This window comes from Corynebacterium pacaense, from assembly GCF_900169525.1.
GTDB lineage: Bacteria > Actinomycetota > Actinomycetes > Mycobacteriales > Mycobacteriaceae > Corynebacterium > Corynebacterium pacaense.
In genome coordinates, this window is sequence record NZ_LT821239.1 from 41,305 (window position 1) to 65,492 (window position 24,188).

A 24,188-nucleotide genomic window follows, 5' to 3' on the forward strand; every position below is an offset into this window, starting at 1 on the left:
CACCACCCCACAACCGGCCGCGGAAGGGGTGCCGGCAGGCTCAGCTGCACCGCACGATCGGTGAAGGATCGTAGACCGTGGTGGTGGTCTCGCGACGGATCTCGCCGCCGGAGGCATCACTGATCACCCGCGTATCGGAGGTGGTGAACCCCGGCGCGCCGCCGGACGGGCTGCAGCTGTCGCCGGAGACGGTCATGGGCTTCGGATCCGTCTGTGCCCAGCGGCCGTTGTTGATGGACTGCACCGACCTTGTTTTCACACCCATGATCTGCACGGTCACGTTGGAGGAGTCGGCGTTGGCCCTGATCATCACCGGATACGGGGTGTCATTGCGGAACTTCAGATCGATGGCGCCCTCATAGACGGTGGCCTCACGTCCCGCGGGGTAGCGGGAGATGTAGTAGCTGTGCGGGGTATGGGCGATGTCCTCCAGGCCGGCGAAGTAGTAGGCGTTGTAGAGGGTGGTGGCGAACTGGCTGATACCGCCGCCGACAGCGGTGTCGGCATGGCCGTTGAGGATGATGCCGGAGTCGACGAAGCCCTGTGCACTGCCACGCGGACCGGTGTAGCCGTTGAGGGAGAAGGTATCCCCGGGTGCGACCACGGCCCCGTCGACCATCCGGGCCGTCAGGCCGATGTTGGTTCCCGACGCCGCCGAAAAGCCACCGGTGGTGAACTCACCCATCACCTGATCGAAGGTGGCGGCCTCCGCGTCCGCGGTGGTGAAGGTGGCCGGAGTGTCCACGTAGGCGGCGTCGACCTCCCGCGGCCCGTTGCCGGTGATGCCGGCCTCGGCGTCGGCAAGCGTGGCATCCCAGTCAATTTCGGAGCCGTTAACCTCGGGGGTGACCACGCGGGATCCCGAGGCGAAGCTGATCTGAGCGTTCCGCGGCTTCTGCTCCGTGCCGGCGAGCGCCTCGGAGAGGATACCCACTGCGGCCCCGCGGTTGATGTCCACCCGGATGTCACCGTCTTGTTCGGGGAAGGTGACAACCTCGCCCATGCGCTCAACGGGGATGGTGCCCTCGACGTTATCGCGACCGCGTATGACGAAAGGCGCGGAAACGGCTTTTGCGGCCGGGCCCGCAGCCACCTCATCGACGCGGTCCTGGCTGATCGCGGCGGGGATGACCGTCGGTTCCACCTCGATGCCCTCCGGGTTGAGCCAGTTGTCGGTGATATCGGACTCGAGTTCCGCACGGTCCACGGACTGGCCGTTGACGGAGTCCTGGGTTGCCACGGTGCCTGCGTCGATACGCACGGTGCCGTTGACCGGGTCACGGTGCAGCTCCGTCACGGCGGCGTCCAGACGCGGGCCGAAGGCGGCCACATCGACGGTGCTCACGATCGGCACCTCGGTCTCACGGAACAGTGACATCAGCCGGGTGACGGGGTTGTAGGACTGGCCGGGCACCGCGGCGACGGTGGCGTCCCAGTCGATCCCCAGACCGGAGGTGGCCGGATCGATCTGTGTGTGCGCCTCCCCCGCGGTGACCGTGACCGGGCGGGAAAGATCGCCACCGAGGTTCGTCTCCAGGGTGCTCAGCGCCTCCTGCCTGCTCATAGAGGATATGCTCACGCCGCCGACCGCGGTCCCGCGCGGGATCCGGTCCTTGGACAGCATGATATCGGCCAGATACACCAGCACTGCGATGGCCACCAGACCGACAATGACGCCGATGACCACGCCCGCCGTCCGATTGCGCTTTTTGCTTCCCGCTTGACTCACAGCCATCAAGGCTAGTGCTCACCCGGCATTTTTCCCACTTAACCGATACCACGGGCAGGCAACATCACTGTGCCGCGGGTCCTGTGACGTGCTGCCTTTGGACCCGCAGCGCCGAATCCAGCATCTGCTGACGGGGATAATCCCCGCTGCTGACAGCGGAATCAACGCGGTCAATGGTGGAGGTCAGGGCGGTGTGATCGATCCACAGTGCCTGGTCCGCGCCAGCCCTCAGGGCTCCGAGCACCGCATCCGGTGCGCCCATTGTCGAGGAGATGGCACTCATCCCGGAGAGATCGTCGGTGTAGATGATTCCCTCATAGGCGGCGCCGCCGGGATAGTCCCCGCTGCGCAGCAGCTCATAGGCCGCGGGATTGATGCTGGCCGGCAGATCGGGATCGCCGAGGCCCGGAACGATCATGTGGCCCATCATCACCGCGCCGCGGGTCCCCGACAGCGCCGGCCCATAGGGAATCAGGTCATACTCCCTGAGCTCCCCCAGCGGTGGCGTGACCACACCCTGGGTGTGACTGTCACCGCTTGCCCTTCCGTGACCGGGAAAATGCTTGAACACCGCGTGGACCCCGGCCGCCTCCAACCCTCTTGCGAAGGCCGTGGCGTAGGTGGCGACGACCCCGGGATCATCGGAGAAGGATCGGTCACCGACCACGGGAAGCCCCCAGGCATCAACATCGAGCACCGGCGCGAAATCCACCGTGACCCCGCGGGCCGCCAATGCCGTGCCGAGAGTCTCAGCGAGCTCCTCCACCTGCTCCGGGGTCATCGTCTGCGCCATCACCCGCGGGGCGGGAAAATCCCCGAAGAGGTCGGTGGCCCGCTGCACACGGCCACCCTCAAAATCAATGCTCACCGAGAAATCCCTGCCGACGATCTCACGCAGCGCGGCGATGTTCCGACCCTGATCCGACAGCAGGGACTCATCGGTCCAGGAACCGATGAAGATGCCACCGACCCCCTGTTTCAGTGCATCCAGTGCCTGATCAAAGTCGGCCACTCCCACCACCATAAGGGAGGCGACCTGTTCGCGCTGGGTCGCGGGAAGCTGTGCCCGGGCCTGGTCATCCGCGCTCGAGGGGGCGGGACCCGGTGTCGGGGCGGTCGAGGACGAGGCAGCGGATTCCGGCGCCTCCCGCGCCGTGGACCCCTGCTCCGGTGCGGGCGCACCCTGGGAGCAGGAGGTCAGCATCGACAGGAAGACTGCCGCCGCGAGAATCCCGCCCCAATGTTTGAACACGGGTATTTACTATAGGGGTTAAGCTTGTGAAAAAGCACAAAGGAGTCCGAGCCATGACCGATGCTTCACGGGAGCTGACAATGCTCATCGCCTATGACGGATCGCCGGAGGCGCGGCGCGCCATGGAGTACGCAGCCAGGCTGCTCCGCCCGCGGAAAGTGGAGATCCTCACCGCCTGGGAGCCGCTGCACAGACAGACCTCCCGGGCCATGACTCTTAGTTCACTCGGGGTCGAGGGCGAGGATCCCGCATTCATCGCCGGGCGTGAAACCTGTAGGGAGGGCGTGGAGCTCGCCGAATCGCTCGGGCTCGTCGCCCGCGCGCACATGGTGGAATCCGCGACCGCCATCTGGAGTGCCATCGTCGACGCCGTCGGCCTGCTGCGCCCGGATGTCATCGTCACCGGAACCAGATCCATCACCGGTCTGAAGTCGCTGTGGCAGTCCTCCACCGCGGACAACGTGCTCCACCACGCCGGTGTCCCGGTATTCGTCGTCCCTCCGATGGCGGATGAACCCCAGGCAACGTAGCCGTGCCCACCACAACGGGAAGGGACCACGCGATCGGGCACCGGAGCATCGGCCCGCTCCTCCGCGGTTGAGCGCGATCGCCCACATTCACCAACAAGGCAGGGGCAGGGTCCAAACATGAAACAGGCTGAAAACGGCGGTCCGCTGACTCTTGAACGCCTCCGCCGACTCGGGATCGCGAGCTGGTCCCTGCTGGGAGTCATCGGTGTGATTGTGGTGCTCGCGGGTGGGCTCGCCGCCCTGAGTGGCATTTTGATCCCGCTGGTTGTCGCAGTGATCATCGGGACGGTGCTCGAACCGTTGACGGAGTATCTGGTGCGGGTCCGCGTCCCACGCACCCTTGCCGCCGTCATCGGCCTCCTGGTGTCCATCCTCGCCCTCATCGGCATCATCGCCGTGGTCATCTGGGGCTTTGTGGACCAGCTGCCTGAAATCTCCAGGCAACTGATGCAGGGCTGGAACTACGCGGTGGAATGGGCCAGGTCCCTGGAACTGGAGGCGTCCTCCCTCCAAAGGGCACGGAGCACCTTCAACGACTTCGCCCCGCAGGCCGGTCTGGGCCTCCTCGGATTTCTCAGCAGCACCGTCTACGGGGCGATCTCCTTCGGCATCGGATCCTTCTTCGCGCTGTTCTTTCTTTTCTTCATTCTCCGGGACGGTCGGCTGTTCCCGGTCTGGCTCGCGCGGGTGAGTGCACAGGATCCCGCAGCGGTCTCCCAGGTGGACAGCAATGTCAGGCACTCCCTGCGCGGCTACTTCAAGGGCGTCGCGGTCACCGCGGTGGTCACCGCCCCCATCTTCATCATTCCTCTGCTGATCCTGCGGGTTCCGCTGGTGATCCCGATCCTGATCCTGTACTTCTTCCTCTCCTTCCTGCCCTTTATCGGTGCCTGGATCACCGGAGCCTTCGCGGTGCTCATCGCATTCGGTTCAGGTGGTGCGACCGCCGCACTCATCGTCTCGCTGAGTCTGCTGATCTCCAACGGCACCATCCAGAGCGCGGTCAGCTCCTGGGCCCTGGGCTCCTCGCTGAAGATGCACCCGGTCCTGGTCATGCTCTCAACACTGATCGGCGGTGTGATCGCCGGAATGCTCGGAATGGTGCTCGGCGCCCCGCTGCTCGCCGCGGTGCAGAATTCCATCGCGGGTCTGCGCGCCACGGAGGGGACCGATGCCGAAACCGTGGCCGGGGTCGCGGCGGCACCGGATACCGCGGCACCGGATACCGCCGAAGGCACCGCGCCCGGGAGCGGAACCACCGGCCCGACCACCACTTGACCTCGGCGTGAGCACCATGTCCACTGTTTTCTCCCCGATTGCTGGTATCCTCGTGACCTGTTATGGCTTATGAATCCGATTCACTCAACCGCCGCACCCTGGGCCCCGCGATCGCCAGTGCGGCGGTCGGTGTCGCCCTGGGTGTGGTCGCTGTGGCGGGGGTGGCCCTGATCTCGGGTCAGGACACGGTCCCCGCGGGCGCCACCGTCCCCGCAGACGACGCCCTCCTCGGTGGCCCGGAGTATGGTTCCCGCCAGACTGCGCAGTAGCACCGCCTGCACCCACCTGGGCGCATGGTTGCTGCTGGCGGTGCTGAGCTTTCTCCAGCCACCCGGACAGGTCGCGGCCGACACCAAGCTCGATCTCGTGCTCAACCCCGCGGGGTTCCTCTCCGGTGGACTGCATGCCTGGACCGACACCTTCACCCTCGGGCAGCTGCAGAACCAGGCGTACGGATACCTTTTCCCGCAAGGCCTGTTCTTCCTTCTCGCCGAGCCCCTGCCCGACTGGATCGCTCAGCGCCTGTGGTGGTGGCTGGTGCTCGGGACAGGATTCTCCGGATTCCATCTCCTGGTCTCGCGACTGGGTATCGGCAATGCCGCAACACGCGTCATCGCCGCGGCCCTGTTCACCCTCTCGCCGCGGACACTGACCACGCTCACCGCGATTTCCTCGGAGGCCTGGCCGATCATGCTCGCCCCCTGGGTGTGCCTGCCGCTGCTGAGCACGCGTATCGACGCCCGTGCCCTCTCCCTCTCCCTCCTGCCGGCCGCGGCCATGGGCGCTGTCAACGCCACAGCGACGCTTGCCGCGCTGCTGCCCGCCGCGATCATCCTCGCCTATCGGCGCGCCCTGATCCACGGCCTCGCGTGGGGGGCGGGAATCCTCGCCGTCAACGCCTGGTGGATCGGACCGCTGATCATCCTCGGCCGCTACGCCCCGCCCTTCACCGAATTCATCGAAAGCGCGGCGGTGACCACGCACTGGCTCACCCCGGTGGAGATCCTGCGTGGTGCCACCAGCTGGACGCCCTTTGTGGATACCGAGCGACGGGCCGGCTATCTGCTGGTCAATGAACCACTCTTCGTCATGCTCACGGTGCTTGTCGCCGCAGGCGGACTCACCGGCCTCGCTCTGATGCGCAGGCGTGGTCTGTGGGTGCTCATGCTCAGCATCGGCCTGCTCATCCTCGGTGCAGCCCATCTGGAGGTGGTGCGGTCATTCCTCGACGGCCCCGGCGCGCCGCTGCGCAATCTCCACAAGTTCGATGTTCTCGTGCGCATGCCGCTGATGGTCGGCGTCGCGGCGCTGGGGGGCGTGCTCGAACCGCCACGATCGTCCCTTCTCACGCGTCGACAGGCGGGCTTCGTCCTGGTGGCGCTGGTGGCGGTGGGTGCCACCGCCCCCGCCTGGTCGGCACGGCTCCTGCCGCGCGGCACCTGGACTGCCGTGCCGGACTACTGGTACCAGGCCACCGCGTTCCTCAACGAACACGCATCCGGCACCCGCACACTGATCCTCCCCGGCGCCCCGTCCGCCAGGCAGACCTGGGGCTGGACGCGCGATGAACCGGCCCAGCCGCTTCTCGACGTCCCCTGGGCCGTCCGCGACGCCATCCCGCTCGTGCCACCCGAGGCGATCCGAGGCCTCGACGGCCTGGACGCCTCCCTGTCGAATGAGGCGCTGCGGCGCATCGGGGTGGGTGCGGTGATCGTGCGGCATGATCTGGAGGTGCAGCCGGAGCTTCCTTCCATAAGCGGATTGGGCGGGGCGGAGAGGCACACCTTCGGCGAGGTGGATGTGTACCTCCTCGACACCGGACGCAACATGTGGCTGAGCGGGACGGACCTGCCCACCGTGGCCGGGGGCGGGGAGATCCTCAGCCTGCTCGATACCCTCGACGGCTACTCCCCGCGCACCCTCGTGGACCGTGGTGCGGACATCGTCACCGACACCCCGCAGCTGGTGGGCACGAACTACGGCGACGGGCGCAGTTCCGCCGCACTGGCCTCCGCGGAGGAGACGGAGGTGCGCAACCGGATCATCGACTATCCCTCTGCGGGGCCGCTGACCTCGGTTGTCACCGAAGGTTCCATTAGCGCGTCATCCTCGGCCTCCGACGCCACCAGCTTCGGCGGATCCGATCCCTCCCGCTCACTCAACGAGGTCGTCGACGGCCGCGGGGACACCGCCTGGTACCCCACCCCTGGTGATCTCACGCCCTGGTTGGAGGTGTCCGGATCCGGAGGTTCGATGCAGCTCACGCCCACCGAGGACGTACGGGTCACCGTACGTTCCGGGGATTCGGTGTCCGTGCGCGACCTCACCGCGGGGAAACCGACCGCGTTCCCCGTCCCGGGCGGCTCCGCACGGATCGAACTGGACCGCTACGCCGGGATCACCGAGGTGTCCATGGAAGGTCTCTCGCGCACCATCACCGTGCCCGACACCTCGCCGGATGTCTCCCGATTCCTCTTCCAGCGCCTGACGGTGCCCACCGGCTATCTCGACCGTGCGTTCACCGCACCCCGTCCCATGACCGTCGATGTCACCGCCTCCTCCTGCGCCGATCTGGAACTGGACGGACGGAAAATCGACTGCGGGCCGCTCGATCTGGAATCCGGACGCCACATGCTGCGTAGCGACGCCGAGTGGGTGAGCCTTGACGCCGGCACGCCCTCCACCGCGGCGCTGCCCGCCGGGACCACCATCGACGCCACAGATGAGGATCGTTTGCTGCTGACCACCCGCGCCTTCAACCCTGGCACCGTCGCGCTTATCGACGGCCACGACCTCACCCCGGTCGAGGTCGACGCGGCGGCCCAAGGCTTCATGATTCCGGCAGGTGTGGGCGGGGAGGTGGAGTTCAGCTTCGCCGGGGAGCGACCCTACCGGATGGGTCTGTTCACCGGGGCGGGATTGGCCGCGATGGTGGTGCTCGGTTGTATGATCATGGCGGTGCGGTGCCGGGAGAAAAACCCCGGGGCATGGTCCGATCCGGGGAATGCGCCGTGGGCCGCTGTCCTGCTCATCCCCGTCTTCGGCTGGCTGTTTCTCCCCGCGGCGGCGGTGGCCTGGGCGGTTCCGCGGTTCACGCTCATTCCGCGGTGGATGGTGTCCTTCGTACTCCTGGCTGTCGCGGGGCTGTGGCTGGCCCAGGCCCCGTGGCCGAATCCCGCCTACCCCGGGGATTCCGCTGCGCTCGCGTTGTTGGCGGCGGTGTCGGTGCTGGCGGTACCCATGGGGTTCGCGAGGGAGCGCAAACACTGATGCGGTTCACCGTCCGACCCCTCATTCCCCTGATCCTCGTGGCGATCATCGGGATCACTCTGCGTTCCGCCATTTCCGCGTCCGGGTGGTTCTACTGGGACGACCTGCTGCTCATCGCCCGGAGCCGGGAGTACAGCCACCCCTCCCCCGAGTTTCTGCTCACACCCCACGACGGCCATCTCATGCCCGGCTCATGGCTGCTCATCTGGATCCTCGCAGCCACCACCACAGGTTTCTCCTGGCCCGCCGCGGCCTTCCTGAATACGCTGCTCAACGCGGCGGCGGTCTCAGCGGTTGCCACCGCCGCGGTGACCATCGCACGCAGACACGCATGGTGGATCACCCTGATCTACGTGCTCTCCCCTCTCGTACTCCCCACGGCCACGTGGACAGCCGCGGCCATCAATTCCCTGCCGCTGCACGCAGGTATCGCCCTCATGCTCCGGCACGGATGGCTGACGCTTACCACCACCCGCCGCCGGGATCCGATCATCGTCGCGTCCACGGTGCTGGTGGCCGCGCTGTTCAGCGAAAGGATCCTTTTCGCCGCACCAGTCGCTTTCCTCCTGGTCATCGCCTGGGTACGGGCGCGCGGCCTGCCGGTCCGGCGCCTGCGGGCGCTGGCTGCGGCAACGTGGATACCGGTGGTGTCCGTGGGGGCGGCGTATGCGCTGATCGTCGGGGATCCCCGTCACACCGCTGAAATCACCGCCCCCGGCGTGGCGGAGATCCTCATCCGGGGCTACACGCACGGCGTGCTGCCGGTGCTCGCCGGCGGTCCCGTGCTCTGGGAGCGGTGGGATCCCGGTCCGCCTTTCGCCGGCCCGACCCCGATACTCACGGTTCTCGGCGCAATCGTGGCGGTGGCTCTCCTTGTCCGGGCCGCCCGCTGCACCTCCGGCCGTGGTTGGGCAGTGGGCGCCCTGCTGCTGTGCCTCGCCTATCCCGTGCTCCCCTTCCTCGCGATCGCGTTGGCACGCACCTCGGCGGACACCTCCGTGGAGATCGTCCAGACACTGAGGCACTTCGGCGAGGTCGCGGTGCTCCTCGCACTCACCATCGGTGTGCCCATCTCGCCGAATTCCCCACGCGAACCCGGAAGGCTGCGCCATGCCGGCATCGCCGCGCTGGGGATCTGGTGCGCGATCGCCGTGGCCGGAAATGTCACCTACCTGCAAGTCTGGCACCCGCAGCCCGCTCGCGGATACTTCACCCACCTGAGTTCGGAACTCGCCACCCGGGACCAGCCCATCCTCAACCAGGCGGTACCGCTGGAGGTGCTCACTCCCGTGACCCACCCCTACAATCAGCTCGATCACCTCATCGGTGCACCACAGGTGGAATCCTGGACCGGTGAACCCGTGATTGTCGACGCCACCGGCACACTGCGCCCGGCCACCCTGATGATCCTGCGCGGCTACGCCGGGACCTGCATCGAAGGTCGGACCACGATCGAACTCGACGGTCCGCTCCTTGATCGTGAATGGGTGGTTCATGTCAACTACCTGGCGGAGCACTCCGGCGAGTTTGAGCTCGCCCTCGACGCCGGGGCCGTGACCGTCCCCGTTGATGAGGGACTACACCAGGTCTATGTTCAGGTGTCCGGCGGAGGGGAAGCAATCACCATTACCGGCGACGGGCTCTGTCTCGGGCGGGGCGAGGTCGGGGTACCGGGGGTGAAGTAGGCGGGCATCCGTTACACACGCACCTCCCCTTCGGCGTTCGCTCGTTGAATGCCTGATCGGGATCCAAAGACCCCACGACCCCGCGGACCACTTCCATGAGAGGTTCGGTACCGGACCGGTTCAACAGTGGTCAAAAGGGGAAGAACGCGACCTAGTACACCGAACGCAGCGTCTCAAAGCCATTTTCGGTGAGCTCCCCGAAGATCCGCAGGCGGGAGAGCCCGCCATCAGGGAAGACGTTAAGACGCACCGAGGTGAACGGGCCGGAGGCGGCGCCCTCCACGGCGTAGTAGTGCCTGGTGTCGGGCAGCACCCGGGCGCGGGGGATCACGGTGGTTTCGGTGCCATCGGCGGCGATTCCGATGAGTTCCGCTTCGTCGGGTGCGTTATGGAGGAAGTAGGAGGTGTCCATCTCCACGCGGCGTATCACACCCTCGCCGGCCAGCTGCACGGTGACATAGTCGTTGTCCCCGGAGCGTCGGCGGGCATTTTCCCAGCCCTCGCCCATGTTCCGTGATCGACCGAGGCCGAGGATGTTGTCGGGTGAGGAGTAGAACCTGTTGGAGCAGTCGATCACGCGCCCGCCGTATTCGGCGGCGGCGAGGTCGATGGTGCCGGTGAGGAAGGCGAGTTTGGGCCGCGGGATCCCGTGGACGCGCAGCCGGGTGATGCCGCCGTCAGGGATCATGTCCAGGCGCACGTGGGAGACCCTGCGCCGTTCGCTCACGTCGAAGTCGTGCTTGTGGTCGCCCCGGGCGTCGAAAAGCGGGACCAGCGGGAACCATTCCGCATCGGGGATCTGCGCCATCTCCTCACCGGTGTGCAGTTCGTGCACGCAGATTCCCCACACGGCGATCTGTGGCGGGAAGTTGCCGGTGAACCACGACGTGTCCACCGTGATCCCGTGGATCTCGCCGGGAATCCCCAGGCGGATGATCGCGGAATCGAATCCGCCGATTTCCGCGCCCCTGCGGCGCCGTGTCTCCCAGCCGTCGTAGACCTTGCCCTTGTGGCCGAAGGCACCCGGATCGAATTCCGCATCCCCCGGGGTGATCAGGTTCTCCTTCTCGGCGAAGGCCTCATCGCTGGCCCAGATCACGGAACCGGCGAGCGCTCGGCTCGCCAGGTCGGGGTAGTCATGGAAGGTCTGGAAAGTCATGGTGTCCTTTGATCAGTGTCGAGGATAGGTCCCCTCCAGCTTAAATCCTGCGGAGAATATCCTCGTTCAACCCAGCGTCCCGCAGATCGGTGCTGCTCACGGCTCCGCAGTCCAGTCCACGGAGGAGGAAGCGGGCGAGAGGTCGGGCGGTGGCGGGCTCGTCCATCCACCGGGTGCTGACACCGACGGTGTAATCATGAAGCCGCTGCAGAGCCATGTCGGAGCCACGGACGTAATAGCCGATCGTTGCCAGATGGCGGGTGATCAGCTGGTTGGGGTGCAGATCCCAGCCCTGCCTGATACCCCTGGCCAGCTGCTCGTGGACGTAACGGTGGTGGAGCCTCCAGGCGGAGAGCAGCTCCGCGGAATTCCCGAAGGGGATCCGGTTGAGCGAACCGTCGGACAGTTCCACCCCGGCGCAGGAGCAGGCGACCTGGAGGACGTCCTTGGCGTGGTGGGCGACGGGGTGCTCGAGCGACTGCTGGGCCGGATCGATGCCGAGCGCCGCAGAATAGTCGTAGGTGCCGTAGTGCAGCGCCAGCAGGCGCCCCTGCGCCGCGGTGATGATGTGCGCGGGCTCGGCCGAGCCGTCCGCCCCGAGGATCGCCTGCGGTGTCTCAATCTGCACCTCGAATTTCAGGGGATACTCCAGGCCGAGTTCATCCTCGAGCCGCTCGAGCACGGCCACCATCGCGGTGACCTGCAGATGGTGCTGCACCTTGGGCAGGGTGATCCGCAGGGCCCGGGAATCGGCGAGTTCACGGAGGGTACCGGCCTCGGCCAGGCCCCGGACGATGATCGCCAGGGTGCGCAGTCCCCGCGCACGGGTCTCGGGGGAGAACGACTTGATGCGCACCCCCGCGAACGCCGGTGCGCCCTCCTCGGACAGCCACTTCGCCAGAATATCGACGGCCTGGTGCGCATGGTCATCCTCATCCGCGTCGCGGCACCGCGGTGGCAGACCGTTCTGGGTGAATCCATCCTCGAAGTCGATCCGGAGATCCTCGATCGCCTGTTTGCGCAGCTTGTCGACGACCAGGCCACCCACCTCCTCAGGTTCCCCGAGCTGCACGGCCAACTCGGTGGCGGCGGTGACAGGGTCGCCGCCGTAGGCGTCGACAAGCGTGGTCAGTGCCGTGTCCGCCCATGCGGACACGGTGCCCGGGCCGGACAGCTTGTCGACGGGCACGTACACGGTGTGTACCGGCTGCCGCCAGGTCACCGGCGTGGACCACCGGGTGGCGATGCTGCGGTCAACGCCCTCCAGCAGTGAATCACTTTCTTCCATAAGCGCTCGGACGTCGGGGGATATCTGGGCGATTGTCACTTGAGGGCCTCCTTTAAACTTCCGGACAAGGAAATCTATTGATCTATAGAATAGCGGTGTGAGGCCCCACACTCAAGGTCACCGTCTGATTCCGGTCAGCGCATACTGCAGGGTGACCTCGTGACCCGGCAGCGCCCCGAGCGCGGAATCCAGGCTGTGGAGCCGACGAAGGGGGATGACCCGGACGTTTCCGAACCCCGCCGATCGGAGCACTCCTGCGCTGTCGCCGATGGCGCCCGATTCAACCAGGGGGAGATGATCACGCACCCGCGGCGAGTAGAGCCCGGCGAAACCCGGGGTCAGATTCGCCTCCAGCCCCCCCGGGAAACCATGGTGCGTCGAACATGATCACCCGTCCCCCCTTTCGCAGCAGCCGGTGCCAGCTCAACGCCGCGGCCAGGGGATCACGCAGCGTCCACAGCATATAGCGCCCCGTCACCGCGTCCACGCTGGCGGAGGGCAGATCCGGGGCCACCGCATCACCGAGCATCCAGGACGGAGCGGTGGGGTACCCGCGCCCGCGTGCATGCAGCAGCATCTGCTCCGACAGGTCCAGCCCCGTCACGCGGTGTCCGAGCCCCGCCAGGTGGTGGGCGAGAAAGCCACTTCCCGTCCCCACGTCAACAACATCCACCGGCGGCGCGGGCAGCAGCCGACGGAGCATCCCGCGCCAGATCGCGGTCTCCGGAGCGGCCCTGCGCGGATCCTGCTGGGCCAGGTGATAGGACTGTGCCCGCAGGTCCCAGTATCCGGTGATATAGCCCTGCACGGTCAGTGACGTTGTCATCTACACCGACCTCCGCAGCTCCCCGACCACGGCCGCGTGGAGGGCGGCGATGTCGCCGGTGCGGTGGGCGAGCGTGCGGATGAGCACCACATCCGGCGCCCCACCCCGAACCGTAACCCCCGCCCTGGTGATCCCGGACCGGCCGGAGATCTCTGCGTCCATCGACGAGACGATCGTGGCCAGCCTGTCGAACAGTGCCTCATCGATGTCCGGGGCGGCGCACACCAGCTGCCCGCTGTGGGAACGACCCTCCATCACCCCGACCCCGCGGACGCCCTCCTCGGGAACCAGCCGCAGCCGGTCCGCCGCGAGCAGGAACTCGCCCTTGTCACAGTCCTTGTCACAGTCCTTGTCACAGTGGACCATGATGTCGGTGGACATGCGCAACTCATCGAAGGCGAAGTCGGACCCGTCCGGCGACCATCCCGGGGTGATGATCTCCGCCATCACCACACGGGCGCGGGGGTGCATGTGCACCACCGTGTGCTGCCGGAAGGACGCGCCACGGTACATGATCAGCTGATCGGGAAGGTACTCCATGCTCGCCCCCTCGGCGAGGTGCACATCCATGGTCTGCTCGGCCCGCCCCTGCGGTGTCCGGTACACCTTCGTCGCCGACTGCGTGTACAGGCTCAACGACGCACCGGGGTCCACCCGGACATCGAGCAGGTAACTGTCGCCGCCGAAATACGCCCCGCCCGGGTTGAGCACCGTGTAGGTGAGCCGGCCGGAGGTTTCCAGATAGTGGGGGCGCAGCACCCGGAGGGTGCCGCTGTGCCGCTGGTGGCGTGCGTAGGAACGACCATTTTTCACCGCGATACCCAGCTCCAGCAGACCCGAGGGCTCCCGCGCAGGCGTCACCGCAGATCCAGCATGAGGGCCTCGTGCCGGATCCAATCAAGGACCTGGTCCAGCCCGTCATCGGTCATGAGGTTGGTGAACACGAAGGGCTTGTCACCACGGAACACCCGCGAATCGCTCTCCATCACCGACAGATCCGCGCCTACGTACGGCGCGAGATCGGTCTTGTTGATGATGAACAGATCCGACCTGATCATTCCCTGCCCCGCCTTGCGCGGGATCTTCTCGCCCTGGGCGACGTCGATGATGTAGATGGAGAAGTCCACCAGCTCGGGGCTGAAGGTGGCCGAGAGGTTGTCGCCGCCTGACTCGATGAAGATCACCTGCACATCCGGGATCCGCCCGCGCAGCTGCGCCACCGCAGCCTCGTTCATGGAGGTGTCCTCCCTGATCGCGGTGTGCGGGCAGCCCCCGGTCTCGATACCGATGATCCGCTCCTCCGGCAGCACCGAATTGCGGGCGAGTATCTTCGCATCCTCGATGGTGTAGATGTCATTGGTGATCGCCGCCATCGAGATCTCACCATCCATCGCGCGGGTGATCCGCTCGATCAGCTGGGTCTTTCCGGATCCGACGGGACCGCCGACACCGATTATCACTGGTTGCATTCTGCTCTTCCTTCCATAGGCGGCTGATCTAGCTCATGAACAGCCGGGCGTGTTGTCTTTCATGGCGCATCTGCGCAATCTCGAGCCCGGGTACCGTCGCCCCGAGGTCGTCCGGATCGAGGTCCCGCGAGCGTTCGACGGCGGCGAGGACGGCCCCCCGCGCCCCCGCGATGGCGCGCTGCCCGGCATTCTGCCCGAGGGGAACGGCACGGACCGCATTCTGGGTCAGCGAGATCACCGTGGCGTAGAGGTGCTGCGCAACCGCCTGCTCCTCGCCCAGCCCCAGCTCCCTCGAAAGCACGCCCCAGGCCACGGCCTGGTGCCCGAAGGCCGTGCCCGCCTCGGCGTCGCCGTGCAACCGGATCGCCCAGGGCCCGGGCCGTACCCGGACCCCGATGGTCAGGAGTCTGCGTCCGATGGTCATCGACGCCTGACGGATCTGCCGGGGCGACGTCAGCGCCATGATTCGGTGATCCAGGTCAAGGACCTCAGCGTAGGTGCCCGCAGCATGGATCATGCGGATCGCCAGCGCATCGGTGAAGGTGAGCTGGCTGGAGATGAACGCCGCGAGCCAGGCTGAGAATCCGTCCGCATCGTCGAAATCACCGGACGCGAGGTAGCTCTCGAATCCGAAGGAGTGGCTGAAGGCCCCCGTCGGCAGCGCCGAGTCCAGCAGCTGCATCGCCGCGAGCGACGTCTCCAGGTCAGTGGGAATGCTCGGCATGGCGGAATGGGGTGGGCATGACACGGTCCTGTCTGCTGAAGGGGATCCCGTGATCGCTGAGGAAACTCTCGACGGTGTGATCGAAGCGCACCACCATCACCTCGGCGGCGTAGTCGCTGCCGGCATCGAAGAACTGCGCCTGCAGATGCCGGTTGCCCAGACTGTGGGCGAGAAAACCCATCTCGGTGATGGATCGCGGGGCGATGACCAGCACATCGGTGGGCAGCACCGACACCACCACCGCACCACCGGCGTCGATGTGGAGGATGTCGCCGTCGTGAAGCTCGGGTGCGTGCTGCGGCAGCTGCAGGCCGATCTCGGTGCCGTGGTCGGTGGTGACCCGCTGCCGGCGTTTGAGCAGGAGGTCACCGGGGAGCGCGACCTCTTCCACATGCCGACCGCCGATCAGGGCGGCGCCTGCCTCGTCGTGGGTGTTGCCCAGAATTTCGGTGATGATCATGGTGCTCCTTGTCGCGATGGTCAGAACAGGAAGTAGCGCTGGGTCAGGGGGAGCGTTTCACTCGGTTCGGCGGTGATCAGGGCACCGTCGACGCGGACCTCGTAGGTCTGGGGGTCCACATCGATCTCCGGTGTCTCACCGTTGAACTTGAGATCGGACTTCCTCAGGTTCCGGATTCCGTGGCAGCCGCGGATGACCTTGTGCAGTGCCAGTTCACCGGGCACGCCGGCATCGATCGCCGCCTGGGACAGAAAGGTTATCGAGGAGGTGGACACCGCCGTTCCATAGGCGCCGAAGGAGGGGCGGTACATGTTCGGCTGCGGGGTGGGGATGGAGGCGCCGGGATCACCCTGGGCGACGCTGACCACCTGACCACCCTTGATGATCAGTTCCGGTTTGACCCCGAAGAACCTCGGCTGCCACAGCACCAGATCCGCGAACTTGCCGATCTCTACTGACCCGACCGAGTCTGAGATCCCCTGGGCAATGGCCGGGTTGATCGTGTACTTGGAGATGTAGCGGCGGATGCGGGTGTTGTCCCCGACGATGGCGGAATCCTCCGGAAGGGTTCCACGCTGGCGTTTCATCGCGTCGGCGACCTGCCACGTCCGGATGATCACCTCGCCGACGCGGCCCATCGCCTGGGAATCCGAGGAGGTGATGGAAAAAACCCCGAGGTCGTGCAGCACATCCTCGGCGGCGATCGTCTCGGCGCGGATCCGGGAATCGGCGAAGGCGACATCCTCCGGAATGTCGGCGTTGAGATGGTGGCACACCATGAGCATGTCCAGATGCTCCTCGATGGTGTTGCGCGTATATGGAAGGGTCGGATTCGTCGACGCGGGGAGAACGTTCGGATCCCCCGCCAGCTCGATGATGTCGGGCGCGTGCCCGCCGCCGGCACCCTCGGTGTGGAAGGTGTGAATGACGCGCCCGCCGATGGCCTCGCGGGTGCTGTCGACGAAACCGGCCTCGTTGAGGGTGTCGGTGTGGATGGCCACCTGGACATCGTATTCATCGGCCACCCGCAGCGCCGTGTCTATGGAAGCGGGCGTGGAACCCCAGTCCTCGTGCACCTTCAGCCCGATCGCGCCGGCGGTGATCTGCTCGCCCAGCGCCTTCACGGAGGTCCCGTGTCCCTTGCCGAGCAGTCCGAAGTTCATGGGCCAGTGCTCGAAGGAGCGCAACATGTTGTGAATGTGCCAGGCGCCCGGGGTGATGGTGGTCGCCTTCGTGGATTCCGAAGGGCCGGTACCCCCGCCGATCATGGTGGTGATCCCGGAGACCAGTGCCGTCTCGATCTGGTCCGAACCGATGAAGTGGATGTGGGTGTCAATGCCACCCGCGGTGAGGATCCTGCCCTCACCCGCGATGATATCGGTGGCCACGCCGATGGTGATGGTCACCCCGTCCATGGTGTCAGGGTTTCCGGCCTTGCCGATGGCGAAGATGTGGCCGTCGCGCACCGCCACATCGGCCTTGTAGATGCCGGTCCAGTCGATGATGAGCACGTTGGTGATCACCAGGTCGGCGATCCCCTCCCCGCGGGTGGCCCTGCCATCCTGCCCCATGCCCGCACGCAGTACCTTTCCGCCTCCGAACACCGCCTCCTCCCCGGGGACGGTGAGGTCCCGCTCCACGGTGGCGAAGAGCTCGGTGTCCGCCAGCCGGACGGAGTCACCCGTGGTCGGGCCGTAGAGGCTGGCGTACTTCTCACGACTCATTTCAAAACTCATGCCCGATTCTCCTGCGCATCGTCGAGGGGGCCATTGACAAGGTTCCGGAAGCCGTGGACCTCGCGGCGGCCGGCGTAGGGCACGAGCCGTACGGTTGTGGCGTCCCCCGGCTCGAGTCGGACGGCGGTGCCGGCGGGAATGTCCAGCCGGCGGCCACGGGCCGCGGCACGGTCGAAGTCCAGTGCCGGGTTGGCCTCGGCGAAGTGGTAGTGCGAACCCACCTGGACCGGGCGGTCACCGCGGTTGACCACATCGATCTCGATGGCCTCACGTCCGGCATTGCAGACTATCGCACCCGTCCCAGGGACCAGTTCGCCCGGTATTGAGCCTGGATTCATGGTCTTTTACCCTCTCATCGGTGTTGGTCGGACCTGATCAACGAATCGGATTGTGCACTGTGACCAGCTTGGTGCCGTCGGGAAAGGTCGCCTCGACCTGGACATCGGGGATCATTTCCGATACGCCCTCCTGGACATCGTCGACGGCGAGGATCGTGGAACCCCAGCTCATGAGATCGGAGACGGTGCGTCCGTCGCGGGCACCCTCGAGCAGTTCATAGGTGATGATGGCCACGGCCTCGGGGTAGTTCAGCTTCAGTCCGCGCGCCTGACGGCGCCTGGCCAGGTCCGCGGCCACGACGACGAGCAGCTTTTCCTTCTCCCGTGGCTGCAGGTACATGTCCGGCTCCTTAAACGCATCCAGAATTGAAACAATAGACCAATAGAAACCTTAGCGTACCCCGTCTTTCAATGCATCACGCCTTAAGGTTGGCACGGGCATGCGCCGCCGGCCGACGCGAGAAGGCGACCGGAAGTCCACGATCGTTGCAGCCCAGGGCCTGTTTTCAGAAACCTTTTGATTAACCGACAGGTATTAAATAGACTAAGAAAATCCCGTCAGAGCACAACTGCTATCCCGGACCGGACCGGCCATCCGGAAACACAGGCCCTGCAGGTTTTCTTGAGTTCCCCCTCCGAGGAGTCGCAACACCAGTTGACCAAACTCGTGGACCCGAGCCCCCACCGGCCCCTCCTGCCCCATGTGGTGCCGGAGCCAATCGACGGAATCACATACCTTCACCCGTACAGCCCTACAGAGAAACCAGGAATCCATCATGAAAGCACTGAAAAACCCGGCGACCCTGATCGGACTCGCAGCAGTCGGCGGAATCATCTTCGGCGTGATCGTCGGGCCGTGGGCCGACAACCTGCAGTTCGTCGGCGATATCTTCATCAGACTGATCCAGATGGCCATCGTTCCCCTGGTCATGTCCTCGGTGATCGTGGCCACCGGCTCCATGACCGGCTCCGGAATGGGCAAGATGGCCAGCCGCACCTTCGGCTGGATGCTCGGACTGTCCGCGGTGTCGGCGGTGGTCGCCTGGATCCTCAGTTCGATCATCAAACCGGGATCGGGAATGACCTTCAGCGGTGAACTCGACCCCACCCTGCAGTCCTCGGCGACGGAGGCGACGGGATGGCAGGACACGCTCGTCGACTTCGTCTCCACCAACATCTTCTCCGCCATGTCAACGGCGACCATGGTTCCGATCATCGTGTTCTCGCTGCTCTTCGGTCTCGCGCTGAACAACTACATCACAAGAACCGGGAACCGGATGGTCCTGGACTTCCTCGACCAGGCCCAGCAGATCATCCTGACCATGATCCGCCTGATCATGAACATCGCCCCGATCGGTGTGTTCTGCCTGCTCGCCAGCCTCACCGGCAAATCAGGAATCACCGTTGTCACCACCGCGCTGTCCTACCTCGGCACCACGCTGATCGGCGTACTCATCATGGCCGTCTTCTTCGTCATCGTGGTCACGTTGAAGACCCGGCTGAACCCGATGAAGCTTCCCCGCAAACTCGGCGAGCAGACCATGATCGCCGTCACCACCACCAGCTCCGCGGTCACCTTCCCCACCGTCCTTCGCAATGCGGTGGAAAAGGTCGGAATCAGCCAGCGGGTGGCCAACTTCACCCTGTCCGTCGGCCTGACAATGGGGTCCTACGGAGCGGTCCTCAACTACATGATCGTGGTGATGTTCCTGGCACAGGCCGGAAACATCAATCTCACACTCGGTCAGGTTCTCCTGGGGATGGGCCTGGCGATCCTGCTCAACATGGGTACCATCACCGTTCCCGGTGGCTTCCCGGTGGTCGCCATGTTCCTGGCCACCTCCCTCGAGCTGCCGATCGAAGCCGTCGGACTGCTCATCGCCGTCGACTGGTTCGCCGGAATCTTCCGCACCTTCCTCAACGTCAACGGTGACACCGTCGTTGCCATGCTCGTGGCCAACGCCACCGACGATATCGACCGCGAGGTCTACAACGAGACGAAGACCGCCGTGGCCGAGGACATCAACGAGGAGGAGTTCGCCGAGAAATTCGCCCTCGCCGACGCCGCCGATTAATCCCGCCCGGTAGGTGAACGCCTGCGCCCTCAGCGCAGGACCGCGGTGCGGATCCACCGCATCACTGGTTCCTCAACGAGGGCATGGCTCACCGCCGCGACCGGCACGGTGATCAGCACCGTCGCCGCGAACACCACCATGAAACCACCGCTGAACAGCTCCAGACCGAGCAGTGGAAAGACAATTCCCATCACCGGCAGATGCCAGAGGAAGATCGAGTAGGACCACCGCCCCATGGCCAGCATCACCGGACTGCTCAACCACCTGGACCGTGGATCCAGGGCATGGGGCACCACGATCAATGCGGCGAAGGCGGTTCCCGCGAGGACGCGCCGCACAAACTCCCCCGGCGCGGGATGTGTCAGCCCGAGCGGCCCGAACCACTCCCGCCCCGCCATCCACGCCACACCCAGCGCCAGCGCCCACCACACCGCGCGCGGCACCCGCGGAAACCGCATCCCCTCGGCCTCCGCGGCAAGCATGCCGACGGCGAACCAGCAGGCGTAGGCCGGAGGCCAGATCTGCATATTCGGCCATCCCCTGCCTATCGACGCCTCCACCACGGGTACGAACGCCCACCCGAGGCTGAGCACGGCCGCACCGACAATCGCGGCGATGCGCACCCGTTGCGGGAGGCGATCGAGCACCGCCGCCAGAAGCGGCATGACCACGTAGAAGGAGACCTCGACGCACAGTGACCACAGGTGCGTCAGTCCCGTCATCAACCCATCGGTGACATAGATCTGCGTCATGGTCAGGTTCGCCAACCATGGTCCACCCGGAACAAACAACAGGACCGTGAACACCGTGACCCAGTACGCCGGAAGGATCCGCGCGGCGCGCTTGAGATAGTAGCGGCCCACCGCCTCGCCGCGTCTGCGCCACAGCAGAAAGGCCGACAGTGCGAAGAACACCGCGACGAAGTAGTCGAAGCGCGCGAGGACGCCCCCGATGTCCGTCGCCGGATCGACCCCCGTCTGGAAGGCGGCATGAGTGGCAAGCACGCCCAGTGCGGCAACGGCGCGCAGCCCCTCCAGCGAGCTGATGAATCCACCCCTAACGGGTGGTGGGTACGATTGTGTAGACATCATTTACGTCTGAGACTAGTGGATTGGGGCGACACAGCCGTGAAACGATCAGCCGTGACTCTGCTGGTGTTCGGCATCGCCTTCCTCCTTTTCGCCTTCACAGTCCCGCCATACATGACCGGCACACTGCGCACCCTGCCCACCGATCTGGATTTCACCCTCACCAGCACCGGTAGCCGCGGGGTCACCCGCACCGAACACATCCGCTCCGAGCCGACCCCCAAGATCGACGAGATCCGCATCAACGCCGACCAGACCCTCGATACCGACGATGGGAGGCAGCTGGCTTCCATAAGCGAATCGGTGACCCTGATCGGGCACTCCCGCTTCCCCGTGTTCGAGCCCACCGCCACCATATCCGGTACGCCCGTGGACTCGGAGAACCAGACACGCGAGGGACTGCGCTACTTCTTCCCCGCCAACACGCTGCGCCAGTCCTACCTCTATTATGATGAGCTGCTCGGGGAGGCGGAGTACGTCGACTACACCGACCGCGGGGGTGACACCTACATCTTCCACCAGTCCCTCGACGACCGGCGGCTCGCCGACGGTCGCAGCTATTCGGTTGATCGGACACTGTGGGTGGACCGCTATTCCGGACTGGTCCTCGACAGGCACGAGACGGTCACGCTCGGCGACGCCCCGACCCAGGAATTCTCCTTCACCGACGCGACCCGCGCGCTTATGGAAGATTGGGCCGCCGAGACCACCAGGGGGCTACTGGTCGCGAAGGTCCTGGCCTTTTCGGCCAAGTTCCTCGGGCTGGTCCTGATCGGTATCGGTCTCTGGCGCACCGGGTTCCTCCACGGGAAGACCTAGGCTCCGCCATGCAGCTTCGGCGGACACTGTTGTGGGCGTGGGCGACCGTGCTGCTGGCGTTGCTGCTGTGGCCGCTGGCCGCGCCGGGCGAACTCCTGCTCCGTGACATGGCGGTGGTTGATTCCCCCGCCCTCAGCCTGAATGCGTTCGGCTTCGGGGATCTGCCCGCCCGCAATGCGCCGCAGGACGGTGTTCTGGCACTGTTCGGTTTCCTGCCCGTCAGTTGGCTGGTCCGGGTTATCCTGCTGGCCTCGGGTCTGGCCGGGGCCTATGGGGCGATGCGCCTGGGTCCGGCGCAGTTCGCCGCGGTGACCATCACCATCTACAACCCCTTCGTGGTTGAGCGGCTGCTGCAGGGTCACTGGTCGCTGGTGATGGCAGCATGGCTGCTGCCACTGATCGCCGCACTGCGCGAGCATCCCCGCTGGCAGATTGTTGCCATGTGGGCGGGGTCGCTGACCCCGACCGGGGCGGTGGTCGCGACGGTGGTGGGGGTCGTGGCGTCGAGAAGCAGGGTGCGCACCGCGTGCCTCGGTGTGGTGACGTGGCTGCCCTGGTTGGTGCCCGCACTCCTATCGACGCCGACCTCCGGCGGTGCCACGGCCTTTGTGGTGCGTGCGGAGGCGCACGCCTCCACCCCCGGCACGATGCTCGGCCTTGGCGGGATCTGGAACGCCGACGCCGTGCCCGCCTCCCGGGAGTCCGGCTTCGCCCTGTTCGGGATTGCGCTGTTTGCCGTGCTCATCACCGGATTCCGCAACTGTCCGCGGCCGGTGCTGATCCTGGGGACCTGCGGACTGCTCGCGTGTGCGGGGTCGTGGCTGCTGCCCGGGGTGTTCTCCTGGGTGGTGTCCACCGTTCCCGGCGCCGGGTTGTTCCGGGATTCCCAGAAGCTGCTGATGTTCGCCATTCCCGCCTATGCGGCCATGGCAGGTGGCCTGAGCAGGCCGCCGGTGGAGGAACTTGCCGTGGCCCTGGCGCTCGTGCAGATGCCGGACGCGCCACGGGAGGTGGCGGTGCTGCGCCCCGAGTACTCCGACACCGCCGAGCTGGCGAACCTGGCACGGGGGCGCGATGTGCTGCTCGTTGATGCCCCGCCGCTCGTTGCCAGAAGCGATGGTCTGCCCGTGGTGGATCCGAGATCCAAGGCCCTGTCGCTGGTGGAATCCGGAGAACTCCGGGTGGACGGGGAGATCACCGACTCCCGCTCGCAGCGCCACGTGGAGGCGAGCCGCGCCTGGGGAGACGGTGATCTCAATGAGCTCCGGGAGCTGGGGGTCGGGGTGGTCGTCGACGGTGGGACAGTCACCGAGACCGGTGCCGGGCCGCGGCGCGGCTGGCGGTTCCACCTAGGAATTGCATTGAGCCTGATGTGGCTGGTCTTCCCGCTGGTCTTCCCGCTGGTTGCGGCACTGCGCCGGCGTCCGACCCTCCCTACTTCCGGGGCAGGCCCGGCGGGTTGATCTCGATGGCGTCCACGGCTTCCTCCTCGAGGCCCCACCGCTGCAGCACCTCATCATAGGCGCCGTCGTTGAGCGCCTCCTGGAGAACGAGCGCGACGGGCTCGATCAGTCCGTTGCCCTTCTTCGTGGTCGCGCCGATATTCGCGGTAAGCGGCCAGCCGCCGGGGACCACGCCGGCGAGTTTGGTGTCGCCGGTGTTCCTCGCGCCAAAGGCCCCGGTGGCATTGGGTCCGAAGGTGGCGTCGACACGACCGGACTGCAGCGCCAGCTGGCCCGCGGCCTGGTCATCGTAGTAGACCAGTTCAGCGGGTTGCTTCCCCTGCTCCTCGAGCTCCTCGTTCCAGCGCAGCAGCACCTCCTCCTGGTTCGTGCCTGAACCCACGACGATCTTCAGTCCGCTGATGTCCTCCGCGGATTCGATCTTTTCAATGTCGCTGTCGGCCGCCACGTAGAAACCGAGGAGATCGACGCGGTAGGTGGCGAAATCGAAGATGTCCAGTCTCTCCTCCGTGACGGTCACGTTCGTCACCGCCAGGTCATACTTCCCCGAGGACACCCCCAGTGGCCAGTCCGCCCAGCTCACGGGGACAGGATTGAGTTCCAGGTCGAGTCCGTCGGCGATGAGCTGCGCAAAGTCCAGCTCGGAGCCGATCAGGGTGGTGTTGTCATCGGAGGCGAAGATACTCAGCGGTGCGGCTCCGCCGGTGGTGGCGATGGTGAGCTTTCCCTCTTCGATCGGGGAGAATCCGCTGGAGCGAAGGGCGTCGACGGCTTCATCGACAACCTCCAGGCGCGGCCGGTCCTTCGCGTTCTGGGAGGTGAGATTGAATGAATCGGTGCCTTCGCCCGTCGCGGTGGCTACGATCGTCTCCGCCTCCGCCTCGGCGTTGTCATTTCCGACGACCACGGTCGTGATTCCGGCTACGAGTACCGCCACGGCGAGTGCGCCGCCAACGAGAACTCCGGTCTGTTTCCTGCTGAGAGCCATGATTGTTCCTT

General features: G+C 65.9%; 23 protein-coding genes. 8 read left to right on the forward strand and 15 right to left on the reverse strand.

The window, feature by feature from the left end:
- Nucleotides 1-40: 40 nt before the first annotated feature.
- Both B7E02_RS00455 and B7E02_RS00460 read right to left on the reverse strand, forming a co-directional pair.
- Nucleotides 41-1,729 carry a VanW family protein gene (locus B7E02_RS00455; RefSeq protein ID WP_425429769.1) on the reverse strand — a complete coding sequence of 563 codons (1,689 nt, stop codon included), beginning with the start codon at nt 1,727-1,729 and terminating at the stop codon, nt 41-43.
- Nucleotides 1,730-1,793: 64 nt separating this feature from the next.
- A complete protein-coding gene (locus tag B7E02_RS00460; protein ID WP_080794315.1) occupies nt 1,794-2,933 on the reverse strand; it encodes a glycoside hydrolase family 3 N-terminal domain-containing protein in 1,140 nt (379 codons plus the stop codon).
- A 101-nt stretch (nt 2,934-3,034) separates the two neighbouring features.
- On the opposite strand from B7E02_RS00460, the gene B7E02_RS00465 reads away from it, so the two are divergent.
- The 5 genes from B7E02_RS00465 to B7E02_RS00485 all read left to right on the forward strand — a co-directional run bounded on the left by B7E02_RS00465 (nt 3,035) and on the right by B7E02_RS00485 (nt 9,744).
- Entirely contained in the window at nt 3,035-3,511 is a 477-nt protein-coding gene (locus B7E02_RS00465) for a universal stress protein (protein WP_080791706.1), read from the forward strand.
- Nucleotides 3,512-3,628: 117 nt separating this feature from the next.
- Nucleotides 3,629-4,789 carry an AI-2E family transporter gene (locus B7E02_RS00470; RefSeq protein WP_080791709.1) on the forward strand — a complete coding sequence of 387 codons (1,161 nt, stop codon included), beginning with the start codon at nt 3,629-3,631 and terminating at the stop codon, nt 4,787-4,789.
- Between the two features lie 62 nt (nt 4,790-4,851).
- Complete coding sequence (locus B7E02_RS00475) at nt 4,852-5,058, forward strand: DUF2613 domain-containing protein (RefSeq protein WP_080791710.1); 207 nt, start codon at nt 4,852-4,854, stop codon at nt 5,056-5,058.
- Entirely contained in the window at nt 5,033-8,059 is a 3,027-nt protein-coding gene (locus B7E02_RS00480) for an alpha-(1->3)-arabinofuranosyltransferase domain-containing protein (protein WP_080791712.1), read from the forward strand. Before B7E02_RS00475 ends, B7E02_RS00480 begins: the two co-directional genes overlap by 26 nt.
- Entirely contained in the window at nt 8,059-9,744 is a 1,686-nt protein-coding gene (locus B7E02_RS00485) for a hypothetical protein (protein WP_080791715.1), read from the forward strand. The genes B7E02_RS00480 and B7E02_RS00485 overlap by 1 nt, the downstream gene beginning before the upstream one ends.
- A 151-nt stretch (nt 9,745-9,895) precedes the next feature.
- Here B7E02_RS00485 and alc read toward each other — a convergent pair whose 3' ends face one another.
- From alc to B7E02_RS00540, 11 genes are all read right to left on the reverse strand, one after another.
- The gene (gene alc, locus B7E02_RS00490; protein ID WP_080791719.1) at nt 9,896-10,903 is read right to left on the reverse strand and encodes an allantoicase; all 1,008 of its coding nucleotides are present in this window, start codon (nt 10,901-10,903) and stop codon (nt 9,896-9,898) included.
- A 40-nt stretch (nt 10,904-10,943) separates the two neighbouring features.
- Nucleotides 10,944-12,230: a DUF6986 family protein gene (locus tag B7E02_RS00495; RefSeq protein WP_143336579.1), complete on the reverse strand. Its 1,287-nt coding sequence runs from the start codon at nt 12,228-12,230 to the stop codon at nt 10,944-10,946.
- Between the two features lie 78 nt (nt 12,231-12,308).
- A complete protein-coding gene (locus tag B7E02_RS00500) occupies nt 12,309-12,497 on the reverse strand; it encodes a hypothetical protein (protein ID WP_080791721.1) in 189 nt (62 codons plus the stop codon).
- Nucleotides 12,490-13,017 (reverse strand): class I SAM-dependent methyltransferase, encoded by a 528-nt coding sequence (locus B7E02_RS00505; RefSeq protein ID WP_080791724.1) that lies wholly within the window; start codon nt 13,015-13,017, stop codon nt 12,490-12,492. The genes B7E02_RS00500 and B7E02_RS00505 overlap by 8 nt, the downstream gene beginning before the upstream one ends.
- On the reverse strand, nt 13,018-13,878 hold the full coding sequence (locus B7E02_RS00510; RefSeq protein ID WP_080791726.1) for an urease accessory protein UreD: 861 nt from the start codon (nt 13,876-13,878) through the stop codon (nt 13,018-13,020).
- Nucleotides 13,875-14,486 carry an urease accessory protein UreG gene (gene ureG, locus B7E02_RS00515; protein WP_080791728.1) on the reverse strand — a complete coding sequence of 204 codons (612 nt, stop codon included), beginning with the start codon at nt 14,484-14,486 and terminating at the stop codon, nt 13,875-13,877. Before ureG ends, B7E02_RS00510 begins: the two co-directional genes overlap by 4 nt.
- 28 nt (nt 14,487-14,514) lie before the next feature.
- Nucleotides 14,515-15,210, reverse strand: a complete 696-nt coding sequence (locus tag B7E02_RS00520; protein ID WP_080791730.1) for an urease accessory protein UreF — start codon at nt 15,208-15,210, stop codon at nt 14,515-14,517.
- Nucleotides 15,191-15,670 carry an urease accessory protein UreE gene (gene ureE, locus B7E02_RS00525; protein ID WP_080791732.1) on the reverse strand — a complete coding sequence of 160 codons (480 nt, stop codon included), beginning with the start codon at nt 15,668-15,670 and terminating at the stop codon, nt 15,191-15,193. Before ureE ends, B7E02_RS00520 begins: the two co-directional genes overlap by 20 nt.
- 20 nt (nt 15,671-15,690) lie before the next feature.
- The gene (gene ureC, locus B7E02_RS00530; protein WP_080791733.1) at nt 15,691-17,406 is read right to left on the reverse strand and encodes an urease subunit alpha; all 1,716 of its coding nucleotides are present in this window, start codon (nt 17,404-17,406) and stop codon (nt 15,691-15,693) included.
- Complete coding sequence (locus B7E02_RS00535; protein ID WP_080791736.1) at nt 17,403-17,744, reverse strand: urease subunit beta; 342 nt, start codon at nt 17,742-17,744, stop codon at nt 17,403-17,405. Before B7E02_RS00535 ends, ureC begins: the two co-directional genes overlap by 4 nt.
- Before the next feature lie 37 nt (nt 17,745-17,781).
- On the reverse strand, nt 17,782-18,084 hold the full coding sequence (locus tag B7E02_RS00540; RefSeq protein WP_080791740.1) for an urease subunit gamma: 303 nt from the start codon (nt 18,082-18,084) through the stop codon (nt 17,782-17,784).
- A 436-nt stretch (nt 18,085-18,520) separates the two neighbouring features.
- On the opposite strand from B7E02_RS00540, the gene B7E02_RS00545 reads away from it, so the two are divergent.
- Nucleotides 18,521-19,819, forward strand: coding sequence for a dicarboxylate/amino acid:cation symporter (locus B7E02_RS00545; protein ID WP_080791742.1), 1,299 nt, complete (start codon nt 18,521-18,523; stop codon nt 19,817-19,819).
- Between the two features lie 29 nt (nt 19,820-19,848).
- On the opposite strand, the gene B7E02_RS00550 is transcribed toward B7E02_RS00545, so the two are convergent.
- Complete coding sequence (locus tag B7E02_RS00550) at nt 19,849-20,907, reverse strand: acyltransferase family protein (RefSeq protein ID WP_080794320.1); 1,059 nt, start codon at nt 20,905-20,907, stop codon at nt 19,849-19,851.
- A gap of 39 nt (nt 20,908-20,946) precedes the next feature.
- Here B7E02_RS00550 and B7E02_RS00555 point away from each other — a divergent pair, with 39 nt between their 5' ends.
- Both B7E02_RS00555 and B7E02_RS00560 read left to right on the forward strand, forming a co-directional pair.
- A complete protein-coding gene (locus B7E02_RS00555) occupies nt 20,947-21,726 on the forward strand; it encodes a porin PorA family protein (protein WP_080791744.1) in 780 nt (259 codons plus the stop codon).
- 8 nt (nt 21,727-21,734) lie between these two features.
- A complete protein-coding gene (locus tag B7E02_RS00560; protein ID WP_080791746.1) occupies nt 21,735-23,189 on the forward strand; it encodes an MmpA family trehalose lipid delivery protein in 1,455 nt (484 codons plus the stop codon).
- Here B7E02_RS00560 and B7E02_RS00565 read toward each other — a convergent pair.
- Complete coding sequence (locus tag B7E02_RS00565; protein WP_080791749.1) at nt 23,161-24,177, reverse strand: ABC transporter substrate-binding protein; 1,017 nt, start codon at nt 24,175-24,177, stop codon at nt 23,161-23,163. The two genes, B7E02_RS00560 and B7E02_RS00565, sit on opposite strands and share 29 nt — an antisense overlap.
- Nucleotides 24,178-24,188 lie beyond the last annotated feature (11 nt).